Annotated in this window: 14 protein-coding genes; 6 read left to right on the top strand and 8 right to left on the bottom strand. The window is 70.8% G+C overall.

Annotated features, from left to right (window positions below; all coding sequences use genetic code 11):
* Position 1: 1 nt before the first annotated feature.
* The 4 genes from ACT3S3_RS02015 to ACT3S3_RS02000 are packed head-to-tail and all read right to left on the bottom strand — an operon-like array spanning position 2 to position 5074.
* A complete protein-coding gene (locus tag ACT3S3_RS02015; protein WP_301443067.1) occupies positions 2–1045 on the bottom strand; it encodes an agmatine deiminase family protein in 1044 nt (347 codons plus the stop codon).
* Positions 1042–2655, bottom strand: a complete 1614-nt coding sequence (locus tag ACT3S3_RS02010) for an APC family permease (protein WP_441588373.1) — start codon at positions 2653–2655, stop codon at positions 1042–1044. The genes ACT3S3_RS02015 and ACT3S3_RS02010 overlap by 4 nt, the downstream gene beginning before the upstream one ends.
* Complete coding sequence (locus tag ACT3S3_RS02005) at positions 2652–3578, bottom strand: universal stress protein (RefSeq protein WP_441582210.1); 927 nt, start codon at positions 3576–3578, stop codon at positions 2652–2654. Before ACT3S3_RS02005 ends, ACT3S3_RS02010 begins: the two co-directional genes overlap by 4 nt.
* A 5-nt stretch (positions 3579–3583) precedes the next feature.
* Entirely contained in the window at positions 3584–5074 is a 1491-nt protein-coding gene (locus tag ACT3S3_RS02000) for a flavin monoamine oxidase family protein (RefSeq protein WP_444626131.1), read from the bottom strand.
* A 247-nt stretch (positions 5075–5321) separates the two neighbouring features.
* Between ACT3S3_RS02000 and ACT3S3_RS01995 the strand changes: the two genes are divergently transcribed.
* Positions 5322–6080, top strand: coding sequence for a TetR/AcrR family transcriptional regulator (locus tag ACT3S3_RS01995; RefSeq protein WP_301443071.1), 759 nt, complete (start codon positions 5322–5324; stop codon positions 6078–6080).
* A gap of 93 nt (positions 6081–6173) precedes the next feature.
* Here the strand turns inward: ACT3S3_RS01995 and speB are convergent, their stop codons facing one another.
* Complete coding sequence (gene speB, locus ACT3S3_RS01990; protein ID WP_301443072.1) at positions 6174–7187, bottom strand: agmatinase; 1014 nt, start codon at positions 7185–7187, stop codon at positions 6174–6176.
* Between the two features lie 48 nt (positions 7188–7235).
* Complete coding sequence (locus ACT3S3_RS01985; protein WP_301443073.1) at positions 7236–7802, bottom strand: helix-turn-helix domain-containing protein; 567 nt, start codon at positions 7800–7802, stop codon at positions 7236–7238.
* Positions 7803–8071: 269 nt separating this feature from the next.
* Between ACT3S3_RS01985 and ACT3S3_RS01980 the strand changes: the two genes are divergently transcribed.
* Genes ACT3S3_RS01980 through ACT3S3_RS01970 form a run of 3 tightly spaced genes read left to right on the top strand, consistent with a single transcriptional unit; the run spans position 8072 to position 12224 of the window.
* The gene (locus tag ACT3S3_RS01980) at positions 8072–9556 is read left to right on the top strand and encodes a sodium:solute symporter (RefSeq protein WP_441582244.1); all 1485 of its coding nucleotides are present in this window, start codon (positions 8072–8074) and stop codon (positions 9554–9556) included.
* Between the two features lie 2 nt (positions 9557–9558).
* Complete coding sequence (locus ACT3S3_RS01975) at positions 9559–11283, top strand: thiamine pyrophosphate-binding protein (RefSeq protein WP_444626130.1); 1725 nt, start codon at positions 9559–9561, stop codon at positions 11281–11283.
* On the top strand, positions 11280–12224 hold the full coding sequence (locus tag ACT3S3_RS01970; RefSeq protein ID WP_301444116.1) for a C-terminal binding protein: 945 nt from the start codon (positions 11280–11282) through the stop codon (positions 12222–12224). The genes ACT3S3_RS01975 and ACT3S3_RS01970 overlap by 4 nt, the downstream gene beginning before the upstream one ends.
* Positions 12225–12237: 13 nt before the next feature.
* On the opposite strand, the gene ACT3S3_RS01965 is transcribed toward ACT3S3_RS01970, so the two are convergent.
* The gene (locus ACT3S3_RS01965) at positions 12238–13107 is read right to left on the bottom strand and encodes a helix-turn-helix transcriptional regulator (protein ID WP_301444115.1); all 870 of its coding nucleotides are present in this window, start codon (positions 13105–13107) and stop codon (positions 12238–12240) included.
* A gap of 126 nt (positions 13108–13233) precedes the next feature.
* On the opposite strand from ACT3S3_RS01965, the gene ACT3S3_RS01960 reads away from it, so the two are divergent.
* On the top strand, positions 13234–14082 hold the full coding sequence (locus ACT3S3_RS01960; protein ID WP_444626128.1) for an NAD(P)H-binding protein: 849 nt from the start codon (positions 13234–13236) through the stop codon (positions 14080–14082).
* Positions 14083–14116: 34 nt separating this feature from the next.
* Here ACT3S3_RS01960 and ACT3S3_RS01955 read toward each other — a convergent pair whose 3' ends face one another.
* A complete protein-coding gene (locus ACT3S3_RS01955; RefSeq protein ID WP_301443752.1) occupies positions 14117–15661 on the bottom strand; it encodes a PucR family transcriptional regulator in 1545 nt (514 codons plus the stop codon).
* 128 nt (positions 15662–15789) lie between these two features.
* On the opposite strand from ACT3S3_RS01955, the gene gabT reads away from it, so the two are divergent.
* On the top strand, positions 15790–17136 hold the full coding sequence (gene gabT / locus ACT3S3_RS01950; protein WP_301443751.1) for a 4-aminobutyrate--2-oxoglutarate transaminase: 1347 nt from the start codon (positions 15790–15792) through the stop codon (positions 17134–17136).
* Positions 17137–17161 lie beyond the last annotated feature (25 nt).

Here is a 17161-nt window from a genome sequence, read left to right as displayed (position 1 = left end):
GTCAGTCACGCTCCACCGCCGGCTGCTGCTGGGTGATGCAGTGGATGCCGCCGCCGAAGGCGAAGATGTCGCGGGCGTCCACGAGCTCCACGGTGCGCCCCGGGTAGGACGCCGCGAGGATGCCGCGGGCGCGCTCGTCGGCGACCTCGTCGCCGAAGGCGCAGAGGATGACGGCGTCGTTGCAGACCAGGTGGTTGATGTAGGAGTAGTCGACCCAGTCGCCCTCGTCGTCGCGCAGGACGGCGGGGGCGGGCAGGTCCACGATGCGCAGGGGCCGTCCGTCGGCGTCGACGGCGTCCTCGAGCACGGCGCGCAGCTGCCGGGAGACCTCGTGGTCGGGGTGGTCGGGGTCGTCCTGGCGATGCAGCAGGACGTGGCCGGCCTCGGTGAAGCAGGCGACGATGTCGACGTGGCCGCGGGTGCCGAAACCGTCGTAGTCGCGGGTCAGCCCGCGCGGCAGCCACACCGCGTGGCGGGTGCCGAGCCGGGCGTGGACCTCCGCCTCGACCTGCTGCTTCGTCCACCCGGGGTTGCGGTCCGGGTCGAGCTGGACGGTGTCGGTGAGCAGGACGGTGCCGCGTCCGTCGACGTGCAGGCCGCCGCCCTCGGCGACGAGGGGGGAGTCGACGACGGGGATGCCGGCAGCGCCTGCGACGGCCGTGGCGAGGTGGGCGTCCTTCCCCCAGGCGGCCCACTGCTGGGCGCCCCAGCCGTTGAAGATCCAGTTCACCGCGCGCAGGGACCCGTCGTCGTCGAGGACGAAGGTGGGCCCGGAGTCGCGCATCCAGGCGTCGTCCAACGGCGCGGTGGTGACGGTGACGTCGGTGCCGAGCATCTCGCGGGCGACGTCCTCGTCGGACGGGTCGGCGACGACGGTGACCGGCTCGTGGCGGGCCACGGTGCGGGCGACCGTGCACCAGGCGCGGCGGGCGCGGGCGAGATCGCCTGATTCACCTGTACCAAAGGTGTCGTTGGCGGTGGGGAAGGACATCCACGTGCGTTCGTGCGGTGCCCACTCCGCGGGCATGGTGGTGGTCGTGGTCATGGAGCCGGCTCCTCGGTCGGTTCGGCAGCAGGTTCTGCATCCGGCTCCTCGGCGGGGTCGGCACTGTCGCTGGTGGACTCGGACACCGGCAGGGTCTCCCCGCGGAAGAAGGCGGGGTGGCGCAGGCGCGTCCAGAACATCAGGGCCACGCCGATGAGCAGCACGCCCACGCCGAGGATGAAGACCATGCCCACCCCGGCGATCGAGTTGCCGGAACCGTAGTCCGGGTCGAGGGAGTCCACCGCGGTCTGCACGAACATGACCAGCAGGAACACCCCACCGAGCAGGGGGAACAGGAAACGGAAGACGATGCTGCGCGGGGACACGAACAGTTCCCGGCGGAAGTACCACACGCAGGCCAGGGCGGTGATGCCGTAGTAGAAGCAGATCATCAGGCCCAGTGCGGTGATCGTGTCCCACAGGGCGTTCTCGCTGATCAGCCGGGTGACGGTGTAGAACACGCCGGCGGCCACCGCCGAGGCCACCGTGGCGACCGAGGGCGTGCGGTAGCGCGGACTGATCTTCGAGAACACCGGCGGCAGCGCCCGGTAGTAGCCCATGGCCAGCATGGTGCGTGACGGGGAGATCATCGTGGAGTTCAGCGAGGAGAACGAGGAGGTCAGCACGGTGATCGACATGAGGATCGCGAACGGTCCCATCACCGGGGAGGCCAGGGCGGCGAACAGCGACTCCTGGTTCTCCGGGTTGCCCGCACCCAGGCCCTCGGTGCCGGTGCCGGCCCAGGCGACCACGCCCACCGCGCACAGCGTGTACAGGGCGATGATGATCACCACGGTGATCGTGGACGCCCGGCTGGCGGTGGTCTTCGGGTCCTTGGTCTCCTCGTTCATGGTCAGGGTGGTGTCCCAGCCCCAGAACATGAAGATGGACAGTGAGATACCGGCGGCGATCACGGAGAAGTCCTCGATGCCGGCGGGGTTGAACCACTCCAGGCTGACCGGGGTGGGGTCGAAGGAGCTGCCGTTGTTGGCCTGCACGATCGCGGACACCGCGAAGGCGGTGAGCACGACCAGCTGGATGGCGACCAGGATGTACTGCAGCATCTTCGTGGAGCCCAGGCCACGGTAGGAGATCCAGGCGGCGATCGCGATGAACACCAGGGTGGTGGGGATGTTGACCCACAGGTTGCGGGTGAGGTTGGCGATGTCGTCGTTGCCGAGGATCTGGCCGAGCAGGATGTAGAGGAAGTCCACGGCCACGGCGGCGAGGTTGGACAGCACGATCACGGTGGCGGCGATCAGCCCCCAACCGCCCATCCAGCCGACCCACGGGGAGAAGGCCTTCGTGGCCCAGGTGAAGGAGGTGCCGGAGTCGGGGAAGCGGGAGTTGAGCTCGCGGTAGCCGAAGGCGACGAGCAGCATCGGCAGGAAACCCAGGAGCAGGACGGCCGGCACGTGCGCGCCGACCTCCGCGATGGTCGGCCCCAGCCCCGAGGTCAGGGTGTAGGCCGGTGCGATGCAGCCGATGCCGATGACCACGGTGCCGAGCACCCCGATCTGGCCCTTGGCCAGGCCCTTGTCGCTGGGCAGTGTGCTGCTGGATGTGGTTCCGGCGGTGGTGCCGGACGTCTCGTTGGTTGCGGTACTCATGGCAGTCTCCCGGTGGTCGGGTCGCCGGCACCGCTGTAGGCGGTGTAGCCGGCGGGGATCACCACCACCGGGACGGGGGCGACGCGCAGCATCTTCTTCGCCGTGGAGCCCAGGAACATGCGGCCGTGGGCGGCCAGGCGGGAGGACGCGACGAGCACGATCTCGTCCGGGTGCCAGGACAGTTCTGCCATGGCGGCCGGGACGTCGCGTCCGGTGGCGATGTGGGTGGTGGCGTGGCCGTCCTCGACGAGTTCGGCGGCGTCCTCGGCGAGTCGCCGGGACGCGTAGGTCTGCAGGTCGTGCAGGACGCCGCTGGTCACCGCCGACGCGTCCTGCGGTGCCGTGCGGTCGGCGATGTCCTGGGTGACCAGGGAGACCAGGCGCAGCGGGATGTGGCGTGAGCGTGCGGTGGCGATGGTCTCTCCGACGAGGTCGGTGGCGCCGCGACGCGGGCCGAACATGGCGGTGACGTGGCCGAGTGGCCCGGGGTGGTTGTAGCCGGTGGGTGCCAGGGCCACCGGGACGTCGGCGGTGTGCAGCAGGTTGGTGGCCATGGTGCCGAGCCGGTGGCGGTGCAGGACCGCACCGGGGCGCGGGCCGACCACGATCAGGTCCCCGCCGAGGCGGTGGGTGGCCTCGAGCAGTCCCTCGGGGACGGACGGGTGGCTGATCAGGTGGGTGGAGCACCGGACGTCGTCGGGCACGGTGGTGGCGGCCTCGTCGAGCCAGTCCTGCAGCTGCCTGTTGCGGATCCTCTCGTAGTTCCCGTCGTAGGGCAGGGAACTGGTGAAGGGGTTGTCCGCCGGGATGATCATTACCAGGTGCAGGCGGGCGTCGCGCTCGCGGGCGATGGCGGTGCCCAGGTGGAGGGCGTCGCGACCGCTGGAGGTCGCGCTGTATCCGACGACGATGTTGGTGGTCATGCCCCTCAGAGCTCCTCGAGGATGCTCGTGGCCACGGCCTCGCCGATGCGTACGGCGCCGTCGACGTGCTGGTAGCCCTCGGCGGCGATGTCGGAGCAGGCGTAGTGGATCGGGCCGGTCGGACGGTTCTGCAGGTGTCCCCAGCGGTGCAGTCCGCCGAGGTCGTAGCTGGTGGCGTAGGCGCCGCGGGTCCACTCCTCGGCGGCCATGTCGGAGAGGTAGAAGGCGATGGGCTCCATGGTCTCCGGCCCGAGGTAGTCGGCCATGGCAGACAGGATGGCCTCCTTGCGCTCGGCCTCGGACAGGGCCCACATCTGCTCGGCGTAGACGTCGGAGATGAAGCCCACGAGGGTGCCGTTGGTGTCCTCGACGGGGTTGCCGTCGGCGTCGGCCTGCACGTTGGTGTTGTCGTAGACCTCCTGGACCAGGCGTCCACCGCCGAAGGAGGTGCCGGACAGGCCCTTGTCACGCCAGAAGGGGGTCTCGTAGACGGCGTGGATCTTGATGACCAGGCCCATGGAGATGTGCTGGTGGGCGATGTGCTGCTCGCGGGGCATCGGCGGCACGTACTGGATGCGGTTGTACAGGTTCGGCGGCACGGCCAGCACCACGTTGCGGGCGTGGACGGTCGCACCGTCGGCGACGACGGTGACGTCGCCGGGGGCACCGTCGGCGCCGGGCGCGCCGTTGCGGACGTCGGCGGCGATGCCGTTGGCGGCGTCCTGCGTGTCCGGGTCGACGGTGGACCAGGTGACCTCGCGCACGGGGGAGGACAGCACGATCTCGCCGCCGAGCCCGCGGATCTTCTCGGCGAGGGTGAGTGAGACCGACTGCATGCCGCCGACCACGCGGCGGTCGAGGATGAAGTCCTCGTCGACGAGGTTGGAGAAGGAGCCGGCGGAGGCTGCCATGAGCACGGCCTGCAGGGTGGAGAACGCGTAGGACGGCTTGGTGAGCATGCCGGAGGCGACGTAGATCGACACGTTGTCGATGGCCTCGGGGTCGTCGCTGTGCTGGCCGAGCCAGTCGCGGAAGGGCACGGTGTCGAGTTCCTGCGCACGCTCGGCGGCCCACGGGGCCTCGGCGCCGACCTCCTCGGTGAGGTCGTCCATGAGCTTGATGAGCTTGTCCATCTCGGCCTCGGTGTGCTCCGAGCAGGGGAGGCGGTCACCCTCGTAGGTGTGGCGGGAGCCGTCGGGGGAGACGTAGACGGACTTGCCTTCGCGGTAGCGCGGGTAGGTGTCCAGGCCGAGTTCGTCGACGAGTTCGGTGAGTCGGGTCTGGTCGGGGGAGATCCACTGGCCGCCGATCTCGATGAAGTGGGGTGCGCCGTCGGCGTCGAGGGCGGCGCCGTTCCAGGTGCGTCCACCGACCCGGTCGCGTGCCTCCAGGACGGTGACGGACCTGCCGGCCTTGGCCAGGGTGTAGGCGGCGGTGAGTCCGGCGGGACCGGCACCGATGACGACGACGTCGCTCTCACGGGTGGTGGGGCTCATGAATGTGTCCTCCTTGTTAAATGAATCACGTTCGTTTAACGAGACCGTACAGCTCTCACCGGGTGCGCGCCAGACCCTGGGGCCGAAAAATATGCCCGGTGACGGGTGCCACGGGGCCTCCCATTTCCCATGAGCGTCCGTCACCTGGGATAATGCGGGTTTAGACGCGAATGTAAAATACCTGTGACATCGCGGGCCGGACCGGGCCCGGGCGGTGGTGTAGACGACTGGAGAGGGCGGAATGGTTGTGACGGACGAACAATCGCCGCGGGGCAGGGGCCGACGCGCCGGGCGTCCGTCCGCCCCGGTGCTCGACCGGGACCGCATCGCCGAGACCGCACTGGCCCTGGTCACCGACGAGGGCCAGTCACGCCTGACGATGAAACGACTCGCCGACCGTCTCGGTGTGGCCGTCTCGGCCCTGTACAACCACATCCGCAACAAGGCGGACCTGCTGCTGCTCGTCGAGGACGCCGTGATGTCCGGGGTGGACGCCTCGGCGCTCGGCGCGCTCACGGAGGCGGACGGTGCTGTCGGTGCTGTCGGTGCTGCCGCCGGGCTGCCGGACGCCCTACGGCACTGGGCGCGCTCCTACCGGGAGGTCTTCGCCGCCTTCCCCGAGCTCGTCCCCCTGATCGCCACGATGCCGGTCTCCGGCGCGCCGGCCACGCGGCGCATGTACGACACCGTGGCGTCCGGCCTGGTGGCGGCCGGTGTGCCGCGCGACCGGGTGGTGTCGGTGGTCATCGCCTTCGAGTCCTTCCTCTACGGTTCGGCGATGGACGCCAACGCACCGACCGAGATCTTCTCCTCGGCGCCGGAGGAGACCGACGCCCCGGTGTTCCAGGACGTGGTAAGCGCCTTCACCGTGCGGGTCTCCGACGACTCCGACGGTCGGGGGACGGCGAACCCCTACGCCGACGACCCCTTCGAGTGGGGGCTCGAGGCACTCGTCGCGCGCGCCGTCGCCCTGGCGGACCCGCACTCCGGCACCGACGTCATCTGAGCCGCCCTCCAGGCAGGAAAACTGCCGAAACATTACCTGGGCGGTGGTTCAGATGACATGGCCCTGCCTGCCGACCCCCGACGCCCCTGCCACTCAGGCGCCCGCGGCGTCCTCGATGCTCTTGCCCGCGCGCAGGTCCGCCATCAGGGTGATCAGGTCGTAGGCCACGTGGGACGCCGAGACGCCGGTGATCTCGGCGTGGTCGTAGGCGGGGGCGACCTCCACCACGTCGGCGCCGACGATGTTGAGGCCGCGCAGACCGCGCAGGATCTCCAGGAGCTCGCGACTGGTCATTCCGCCGGCCTCCGGGGTGCCGGTGCCTGGGGCGTGGGCGGGGTCGAGCACGTCGATGTCCACCGAGATGTACAGCGGGCGGTCGCCCACGCGGGTGCGCAGCCGGTCGACGATCTCGTCGACGCCCTGGCGGAACACGTCCGAGCTGGTCAGGATGCCGAAGCCGAAGCGACGGTCGTCCTCCAGGTCCTTGCGTCCGTAGAGCGGGCCGCGGGTGCCGACGTGGCTGATGGCCTCGGTGTCGATGACCCCCTCCTCCGCGGCACGGCGGAACGGGGTGCCGTGCGTGTAGTCCGCGCCGAAGTAGCTGTCCCACGTGTCGAGGTGCGCGTCGAAGTGCAGGAACGCCACCGGCTGACCGGCCCGCTTCGTCGCCGCGCGCAGCAGGGGCAGGGCGATGGTGTGGTCGCCGCCGATGGTCATCAGCGAGCTGCCGTCGGCGGTGAGCTCCAGGGCGTCGTTCTCGACGGACTCGATGGCCTCGTCGATGTTGAAGGGGTTCACCGCCATGTCCCCGGCGTCGGCCACCTGGACCTGCGCGAACGGTGAGGTGTCCGTGGCCGGGTTGTAGGGACGCAGCAGACGGGAGGACTGGCGGACGTGCCCGGAGCCGAACCGGGCGCCGGAGCGGTAGGACACGCCGGTGTCGAAGGGAACGCCGACGACCTTGATCCCGGCCTCGCGTCCGTCCGCGACGACGTCGCGGAGCCGGGGCAGCAGGGCGAAGGTCGACTCGCCGCTGTAGCGGGGGACGAGGGAGGAGTCGACGGGGCCGATGTTGCCGTTGTCGATGACGCGCGGGGTGTTCAGCATGGTGTGCCTTTCGTGGTTTTTAGGGTGCGGTCGTTCTCGTGTGGTGGTTCAGGTGTTCGCGAGGATCCACAGCACCGTCGCCGGTTCGGCGGACGGGTTGCGCCAGGAGTGCGGTTCGGAGCCGGGCAGGGTGGCGGTGTCCCCGGTGCGCAGGTGGATCTCCTGGTCGGGGGTCTGCAGGGTGAACTCCCCGGCGATCACGTGCACGGACTCCACGGTGCAGTCCATGGTGTAGAGCTCGGACTCGCCGGAGCCGTGCCCCTCGACGACGGCGTGCAGGATGCGCAGCTCATGGCGTCCACGCGGGGTCACCAGGCGTTCGGTGATCCCCTCACCGCCGAGGTCCACCAGGGGCGCCTCGTCGAGGTGGACGACGTCGGTGTCCGGGGTGTCCAGGATCGCGCCGGGGGAGACACCCAGCACCTCGCAGATGGTGACCAGGGAGGCCACCGAGGGGCTGGTCACGTCGCGTTCCACCCGGGAGAGGAACCCCTTGGACAGTCCGGTGGCCTGGGACACCTGGTCCAGGGTGATCCGGTTCTGCTGCCGCAGGGCGCGGAGCCGCCTGCCCGGTTGTGAGCTGTATCCGCCGGACTCGACGGGGAGTGACTTCACGACTCCGCACCTCCTGCTTGATCAGGTTCGCCACATTGGCGATGTTGTCTACTGCGAACTTCCTGTTGCCAGTGAGGCAACTACCGATTAGCCTAGGCCCCCACAACCGATCAATCAAGGGACGTACGCCACCCCGCCACCATCGTGAGGTCTGCATCACAGCACACCCCACCGTCGGTGACGAGGGTCCCGGTCGGCCGATCACCTCGACAGGAGAACCCCCAGTGAACTGGTTAAACACCGTCATTATCGTGCTCTACCTTGCAGTCATGCTGCTGTTCGGCTGGTGGGGGCAGCGCCGCGTCACCGACCGCTCGGACTACCTCGTGGCCGGACGCCGCCTCGGACCCGTCTTCTACGCCGGCACCATGGCGGCGGTCGTCATCGGCGGAGCCTCCGCCGTCGGTGGCGTGGGGCTGGGCTACCAGTTCGGCATCTCCGGGTTCTGGCTGGTCACGGCGATCGGCATCGGTGTGCTGATCCTCAGCCTCGCCTTCGCGCCACTGCTGCAACGCCTGCGGATCTACACCGTCACCCAGATGCTCGGCCTGCGCTACGGCGGAACGACCACCCGCGTGGCCTCGGTGGTGATGCTGGGCTACACGGTGATGCTCACCGTGACCTCGACCAGTGCCTACGCCTCGATCTTCATGGTGCTCTTCGGCTGGGACCGCTGGTTGGCCCTGGTCGTCGGTGGCGGCATCGTGCTGTTCTACTCCAGCACCGGCGGCATGTTGTCGATCACCCTGGCGGACATGGTGCAGATCGTGGTCATCACCGTCGCCGTGTTCGGGCTGATGCTCCCCATGTCCTTCAGCCAGGTCGGCGGGTTCGCCGGCATGCGCGACCGGCTCGGCGACGAGTTCTTCGACATCGGCGGCATCGGGTTGCAGTCGATCGTCACCTACTTCGTCATCTACACCCTGGGACTGCTGATCGGGCAGGACATCTGGCAGCGGGTCTTCACGGCCCGGTCCCCGCAGGTCGCGCGGTGGGGAGGCACGGCGGCCGCGGTGTACTGCATCCTCTTCGCCGTCGTCGGGGCACTCGTCGGCATGGCCGCGGCGGTGCTGCTGCCGGGCATCGCCGACCGCGACGACGTCTACGCCCAGGTCGCCACGGAGATCCTGCCGGCCGGCCTCGGCGGCATCGCCCTGGCCGGCGGCCTGGCGGCGATGATGTCGACCGCCTCCGGCGGACTCATCGCCGCGTCCACCGTCGCCCGGGAGGACGTCGTCCCGCTGATCCGCGACCTGTTCGGCCGGCCGGCACCGGCGTCCCCGTCGGACGCGGTGGCGGACGCCGAGGCCGCCGAGGTGCGCGGAAACCGACTGTGGGTGCTGGGGCTCGGTGTCCTGACACTGGGCATCGCCATGGTCGTGCCGGACGTGGTCGCCGCCCTGACCATCGCCTACGACCTGCTGGTCGGTGGTCTGCTCGTGGCGATCATCGGCGGCATCGTCTGGCGACGGGGCACGGGCAAGGGCGCGATGTGGTCGATGGTCGCCGGCACGGTCGGCACCCTCGTGACCATGGTCGTCATGGAGGTCAACGCCGAGGAGAGTCTCGGCGGCGTGCTGGCCAACGAACCGATCTACGTGGGGTTGGTGGCCTCCTTCGTCGTCTACGTGGCCGTCTCCCTGGCCACGCCGCCGACGGACCCGCAGGTGCTGGAGAAGTGGACGGCACGCATCAAGGGCGCGGAACACGAGAACGAGAAGAGCAACAGGACCATGAAGGAGACGGTGAAGTAGCGATGATTGAAAACAAGACCGACAACCAGACCCGCATCGGCGGGGACGTGGTGCTTGAGACCCTGACCGCCCTCGGCGCCCGCGGTGTGATCGGGCTCCCCGGGCAGCACGCCCTCGGCCTGTTCGACGCGCTGCGCCGCTCGGACCTGCCGTACCTCGGCGCCAGGGTGGAGAACAACGCCGGCTTCATGGCGGACGGCTTCGCCCGGGTTACCGGTACCGTCGCACCGTTGCTGCTGTCCACCGGCCCCGGTGCACTGACCTCCCTGGCGGCGCTGCAGGAGGCCGCGGCCTCCTCCATCCCGGTGCTCGCGCTGAGCGCGCAGGTCCCCGTCGCCGGTCTCGGCGGCGGACGCCACGGCTACCTCCACGAGCTGCCCGAGCAGTCCGACTCCTTCCGCGGGGTCGTCAAGCACGTGGTCACGGTGCGTGCCATGTCGCAGATCCCCACCGCGGTGGCGGACGCCTGGCGTATCGCCGAGTCCGCGCCGAAGGGACCGGTCCTGGTGGAGGTCCCGCAGGACATCCTGCTGGCCGACGCCGCACGTACCGTCCCCCCGTTGACGGGCGACGCACTCGCCGCACGCGCCGAGCCGTCCTCCCTGGACCCGGTGCCCGAGATCGCCGACTACGCTGCCGACCTGCTCGTGAACGCCGAGCGTCCGGTCATCTTCGCCGGCGGCGGTGTGGTGCGCGCCGGCGCGCGGGAGGAACTCGTCACCCTGGCCGAGCGCCTCGATGCGCCGGTGGTGACTACCGTCGGCGGCAAGGCCGTGCTGCCGTGGGACCACCCGTTGTCGGCACGGTCGTGGATCGAGGACATCGCCACCACCGAGTTCCTCGAGGACGCCGACGTGCTGCTTATCGTCGGCAGCGGCGTCGGCGAGTTGTCCAGCAACTACCACACCTTCGCCCCGCGCGGCCGGGTCATCCAGGTCGAGGCCGATCTCGGCAAGCTCGGCTCCAACCACGACGGCGTCGGCATCCACGCCGACGCCCGCGCGGCGCTAGCCCTGCTCGACGGCTACGTCGAGGCGTCCGGGAGAACATCCGACGCCACCCGCCGTGCCGCGGCCACCGACCGCATCGACGGGCTGCTGGGCACCGTGGACAGGCGCATCGCCGGACAGGGTCTGGAGAAGGAACGCGCCCTGGTCAGTGGGCTGCGCGAGGCGGTGCCGGACGACACCCACGTCTACTGGGACATGACTGTGCTGGCCTACTGGGCATGGTCGGCGTGGGACGTCCGCGACGACGACTTCGCCTCCGCCCAGGGCGCCGGCGGGCTGGGCTACGGCTTCCCCGCCGCCCTCGGCGCCGCCTTCGCCCGACGCATCACCGCCCGGGACGCCGCGGCGTCCGTGTTGGCGGTGTCCGGCGACGGCGGCGCGCTCTACGGCATCGCCGAACTCGCGGTCGCCGCGCAGAACAACCTGCCCGTCGTGTGGTTCATCGTCGACGACGGCGGCTACGGCATCCTGCGCGAGTACATGGAGGGCGCCTTCGGCACCGCCACCGCCACCGAACTCGCCCGTCCCGACTACGTGGCGTTGGCCCAGTCCTTCGGCGTCACCGCCGAGACCACCACCGTCGGTGACGCGCCGGACGCCGTCGCCCGCGCGCTGGCGTCCGGCGAACCGCGGGTCGTCGTCCTGCCGGCCGTGCTCGACCTGTTCGCCCCCACCCACCTCGACCGGCTCGCCGAGAGCAAGGAGAACAATTCATGACCCGACCACTGGTTCTCTTCACCGACGAGACCGACCTCGACCCCGTGCCCGGACGCACCCTGCTCGAGGACGCCGGCTGCGACACCGTGCTCGCCGACCTCCCCGTCGGCGACGGCGTCCAGGAGTTGCCGGACGGTGCGGAGCGCGCCGTCGGCCTCGTCGTCGGCTACGCCCGGATCGACAAACCGTTGCTCGACCGGCTGCCGGACGTCGGCGTGATCGCCACCATGAGCGCCGGCACCGACATGATCGACGGGGAGGAGGCCACCCGCCGCGGCATCCGCGTGGTCAACCTGACCTCCGCGGCCACCGAGGAGGTCGCCGCCCACGCCCTCACCCTGGCCCTGGCCGTCGAACGGCACCTGCGCGAGAGCCTCAGGGTCACCGCGGAGGGCGGCTGGACCGACGACGTGGACGCCGTGCCCCGTCGACTCAGCGGTCTGACCCTGGGCCTCTACGGGTTCGGACGCATCGCCCGCCGCCTCGCCGAGATCGCCGGTCCGTTGGTCGGTCGCGTCATCGCCCACGACCCCTACGTGGAGACCGCGCCCGACGGTGTGGAGCTCGTCGACCCGGACCGTCTCCTGGAGGAGTCCGACATCCTGTCGCTGCACCTGCCGCTGACGGAGGACACCCGCGGGGTCGTCGACGCGGCCGCCCTGGCACGTATGCGCCGTGGTTCCACCCTGGTCAACGTGTCACGCGGCGAACTGGTCGTGGTGGACGACCTCGCGGCGGCGCTGGACTCCGGACAGCTGACCGGCGCGGGCCTCGACGTGCTCCTCGGCGAACCGCCGGCCGCGGACGCCCCGGAGCGCACGGACCCGCGCATCCTCGTCACCCCGCACGTTGCCTTCCTGTCGGAAGGGTCCCTGGAGCACTACGTGCTCGACCCCGCGCGCAACGTCCTCGACTGGCTGCGCTCCTCCGGCCGGCTCTGACGCGGCACCGACGTCACCTGGGCAGCGGCTCAGATGACATGACGGTGTCGGTGGCCCCGCCAGTGAGCACCGCGAGTTTCCCGGCGGCCTCGGAACCGGGAGCGGCGGTGAAGATCACCAGGTGCAGCCCGGCACCGCCGCCACTGTTGACGTCCACGACGTCGCAGTCCAGCTCCACGGCCCCGACGTCCGGGTGCACCACGGTCTTGCGCTGACCACCGTGGTCACCGACCGCCGCGGTGTCCCACATCGTGGCGAAGGTGTCGCTGTGCGCGCGCAGGGTGGCGACGAGGGTCGTGAGGTCCGGGTCGGTGGGGTGCAGGGAGTGCACCCGGCGCAGGTCGGCGGTGAGCGAGGCACGGTAGGCGTCGAGGTCGGGGTGGTGGACGCGGTCGCCGTCGCCGAGGAAGTGGCGCCACACCAGGTTGTCGTTCATCGCCGGCTCGCCGGTATTTGTCCCGTCCCCGGTCAACGCGGCCCAGGGGGCGTTGTGGTCGAGCCGGGTCCAGGTGGCGTCGAAGACGCCGACGGGTGTGTCGTCCAGCCGGTCGAGCAGCCTGCGCACGCTCGGGGTGATCGTCCGGGGCACCAGGGCGCGCACGTCCCCGGTGTGCCCGGCGACGCGCAACGCCACCGCGGTCTCGTCGTCGGACGCCCGCAGCGCGCGTGCCAGGGCGCGCACCACGTCGGCGGTGGGGCGGGCGCGTCCCTGCTCGATGCGTTTGACGTAGTCGGCGGAGACCCCGGCGAGCCAGGCGACCTCCTCGCGACGGAGTCCGGGGGTGCGGGTGGAGTGGTCGCCGAAGGGCGAACCGACGTCGGAGGGTTGCAGTCGTCCCCGCCAGGCGCGCAGCAGGGCGCCGAGTTCGTCGGTCCCGTTCATGGGGTTCAGGGTACCGCGCGTGCGACGCGGGCGAAGGGGGGACGAACGGGGCCAGGCTGTTCCACCGCGCGGCGGGCAGTGTCGAGGAGGTACGGGGAACCGAGACACCAACACCCAAGGAGCACCATGTTTCTCATCACCGGGGCCACCGGCAACGTCGGCGGCGAGCTCGCCACCATCCTCGCCGGGCAGGGCCACGCCGTGCGCGCCTACGTGCGCAACCCCGCCCGGGCGTCCCACCTGCCGGAGGAGGTGGAGCTCGCCGTCGGTGACCTGGACGACGCCGAGGCGCTGCGTGCCGCCTGCGAGGGTGTCGACACCGTCTTCTTCATGCAGGCCGCACCGTCGCCGACCCAGGCGGAGACGCTGGTGGACGTGGCGACGGTGGCCGGGGTGACCCACGTCGTGGTGCTGTCCTCGATCGGCACGGTGCTGCACCCGATGCCGGTGATCGGGGCGGCGATCGACGCCCGCGACGAGGTCCTGCGCAGCTCGTCGTTGGAGGTCACCTACCTGCGTCCCAACACGCTGACCACGAATGCGCTGTGGTGGCGCGAGGTCATCACCGCCGGACGGCCCGTCCCCGACCCGACCGGCGAGGGCCTGACCGGCCCGGTCGACCCGTACGACATCGCTCGTGTCGCCGCGGCGGTGATGACCGACCCGACGCACCGCGGTCACGGCTACATCCTCAACGGTCCGGAGGCGTTGAGCACGCGTGAGCAGGTTCGGATCCTCGCCGACGTGCTCGGACGCGAGATCGCCGTCGCCGACTGCACCCCCGGCGAGCTCGCCGAGGCGTCCATCGCGGCCGGCACCCCCGAGCCGCAGGCCCGTGGCCTGCAGGACCTGCAGGAACTGTTCCGCGCAGGACGCTCCGGCGTGCTCACCGACGACGTCCGTAACGTCACCGGCGTCGCGCCGCGCAGCTTCCGCCGATGGTGCGAGCTCCACCGCGACGACTTCGGGGTGTAGGCGGGACGTGGCGGTTGCTCGTTGCTCTCCGCGCCTACGCCCTGGATGACCCTGCGGTACGGGTGACGGCGACGAGGAGCAGCTCGGCCCGAACGACCGGGTCGTCGAGGTCGACCTCGCAGATCTGCGCGATGCGGTCCAGGCGGGTGCGTACCGTGTGCCGGTGCACGCCCAGGGTGTCGGCGGCGGTGGCGACCTTGCCTCCGGCGCGGAGCCAGGCCAGCAGGGTGTCCGTCAGCTCGTTGCTGGTCTCGCCGCCGGGCGCCTCGCCGCGCAGGCGGTCGACGGTCTCGCCGGCGCGGCGGTCCAGCGCGTCGCGTACCGCCGGCTGCTCCAGCCAGTCCGCCCCCGCCCCGTACGGGCCCACGTGGCCGCCGGGTGTCAGGGTGCGGGCGGCGGTCTCGAGGCGTCGCACACGATCCATGGTCACCTCGCCCCAGGCCACGGATTCGCCCACGGCGACGCGGACGCGTGCGGCGGCCGGGCCGAAACCTCCGACGATGTCGGCGACGCGGCGCGACCCACGGAACAGCAGCAATGCGGTGGTGGCGTCCAGCCCGGTGACGAACAGGTGGCGTCCCGCCCGCGCGGAACGCCGGTCGGCCTCAGCCAGGGCCGCGTCCAGCTCCCGGGGTCGGTCGGCGGTGACCACCGTGGGGCGTACCCGCCCGTCACCGTCGGACGCCTCGTCGAGGATTCCGCCCACCGGCCTCGTGCCGTCCTCCCTGCGCACGCCCAACAGCAGCTGGATGGCCAGGGTGTTCAGCTCCGTGCGGCTGCGCCGCAGGTAGGCGGGGCGTTGCAGCAGGATGTCCGCCAGGCCGGCGGCGTGCTTGAGCACCGCCCGGTCATGCGGGGAGAACGGGTGGGACGCCAGCACCGTGATCAGGTGGAAGCGTTCGCCCTGCGGCGTCATGCGTTGGGTCAGGCGCCAGGTGCCGGCGCCCGTCTCCGTGCGTGCGTCCGCACCACTGTCGCGTTGCCGGCGCGCGGTCGCGACCGCGGACAACGCCCCGGCGTCCTGCCGGCCGTGCAGCCTTCCGTCGTCGTCGGTGACCGCCACCGCGGCGTCGAGGTGGTGGGAGGTCGCGGTGAGCAGGGCGTCCAACCCGCCGTCGACCGCGGCGGTGCTCAACTTCTCCTGCACCACGACCAGGCGTTCCTGCTCCCGGCGGCCGCGACGGGCACGCTCCTCGAGCACCGTGTTGAGGATCGAGATGAACGCGGTGTGGCGCGGTACCTCGATCACCGCGATGCCGTGCTCGCGCGCGGTCGTGACCAGGGAGGGCGGCACGGTGGGGAAGAACAGGCCCGTGCCGAAGCCGATGGCGGTGACCTGCGCCTCGGCGAGGCGTCGGACGTAGTCGGGGAAGGGGTCGTCCCGGCCCACGCGGTCCGGGGTGAGGGCCACGCCGACGGTGAGTACCACGGCGTGGGGCTGCAGGAACTCTCGCGGGTCGGTCAGCTCGGTCGGCTGGATCACCGAGAAGCCCGCGCCTGGTACACCCGTGCCGGCGACCGGTCGCAGGTCGAGGTCGCGTTGGGCGTGCAGCCAGGCCAGGGTCAGGTCGTCGGACATGGCCATACTGTACATTCTGCAACGAGAAGTTCGACAGGTAGGCCATGTCGTCCACGTCACGTCGGCACGCATAATGGCGGCAACGGAAGAACGAGACAGACGAGACAGAAGAGACAAGGAGCTCCCCCATGCAGGACCTCACCTACCGCCTCCCGCAGGAGCGCACGACCACCACCACCGCGCCCGGCCCGCAGAGCGAGGCGCTGGCCGCCCGCCGCGACGCGGTCGTCCCGCGCGCCGTCACCCCGAACCTGCCGCACTACGTCGTCGACGCCGACGGCGGCGTCCTGCTCGACGCGGACGGCAACTCCTTCGTCGACTTCGCCTCGGGTATCGCCGTGACCACCGTCGGTGCGTCCAACCCGGCCGTCGTCGAGGCCGTCAGCGACGCCGCGGCGCACTTCACCCACACCTGCTTCATGATCTCGCCCTACGAGTCCTACATCCGCGTCGCCGAGAAGCTCGCCGAGATCACCCCGGGCGACCACGACAAGCGCACGGTGCTGTTCAACTCCGGCTCCGAGGCCGTGGAGAACGCCGTGAAGATCGCCCGCAGCTACACCGGACGCGACGGCGTGGCCGTCTTCGACCGCGCCTACCACGGCCGTACCAACCTGACGATGGCCATGACCGCGAAGAACATGCCCTACAAGTCCGGCTTCGGGCCCTTCGCCTCCGAGGTCTACCGCGCGCCGGTGTCCTACCCGCTGCGCGACCACCTCACCGGCGCCGAGGCCGCCGAGCGCGCCATCACCGCGCTGGAGCAGCAGGTCGGCGCGTCCAACCTGGCCTGCGTGGTCATCGAGCCGATCCAGGGCGAGGGCGGGTTCATCGACCCGGCCGAGGGCTTCCTGCCCGCGATCGTCGAGTGGTGCCGCGCCAACGACGTCGTCTTCGTCGCCGATGAGATCCAGGCCGGCATGTGCCGCACCGGCGACTGGTTCGCCTCCGACCACGAGGACGTCGTCCCCGACCTGGTCACCATCGCCAAGGGCGTGGCCGGCGGCATGCCGCTGTCCGCGGTCGTCGGACGCGCCGAGATCATGGACGCCCCGCACCCCGGCGGGCTCGGCGGCACCTACGGCGGCAACCCCGTCGCCTGCGCCGCCGCGCTGGCCTCCATCGACCAGATGGAGGAGCTCGACCTCAACGGCCGCGCCCGTGAGATCGAGCAGATCGTGCGCGAGGTGCTCGAGCCGCTGGTCGGCGAGTCGGCCGGTGCCGGTCTGGCCGAGGTCCGCGGCCGTGGCGCGATGATCGCCCTGGAGTTCGTCGACGCCGACGGGCGTCCGGACGCCGCGACGACCAAGGCCGTCGCCGAGGCGTGCAAGGCCCGCGGCGTCCTGATCCTGACCTGCGGGATGGACGGCAACGTCGTGCGCCTGCTGCCGCCGCTCGTCATCGGCGAGGACCTGCTGCGCGACGGGCTCGGCGTGCTCGCCGACGCCATCCGCGACAACGGTGTAGGCAAGTAGACGAGAAGAACACAGGAGGAACAAC

The organism is Corynebacterium sp. AOP40-4SA-5 (assembly GCF_052377355.1).
Taxonomy (GTDB): domain Bacteria; phylum Actinomycetota; class Actinomycetes; order Mycobacteriales; family Mycobacteriaceae; genus Corynebacterium.
Note: the sequence above shows the minus strand (reverse complement) of the source record. Positions and strands in the feature narration are given on the sequence as shown.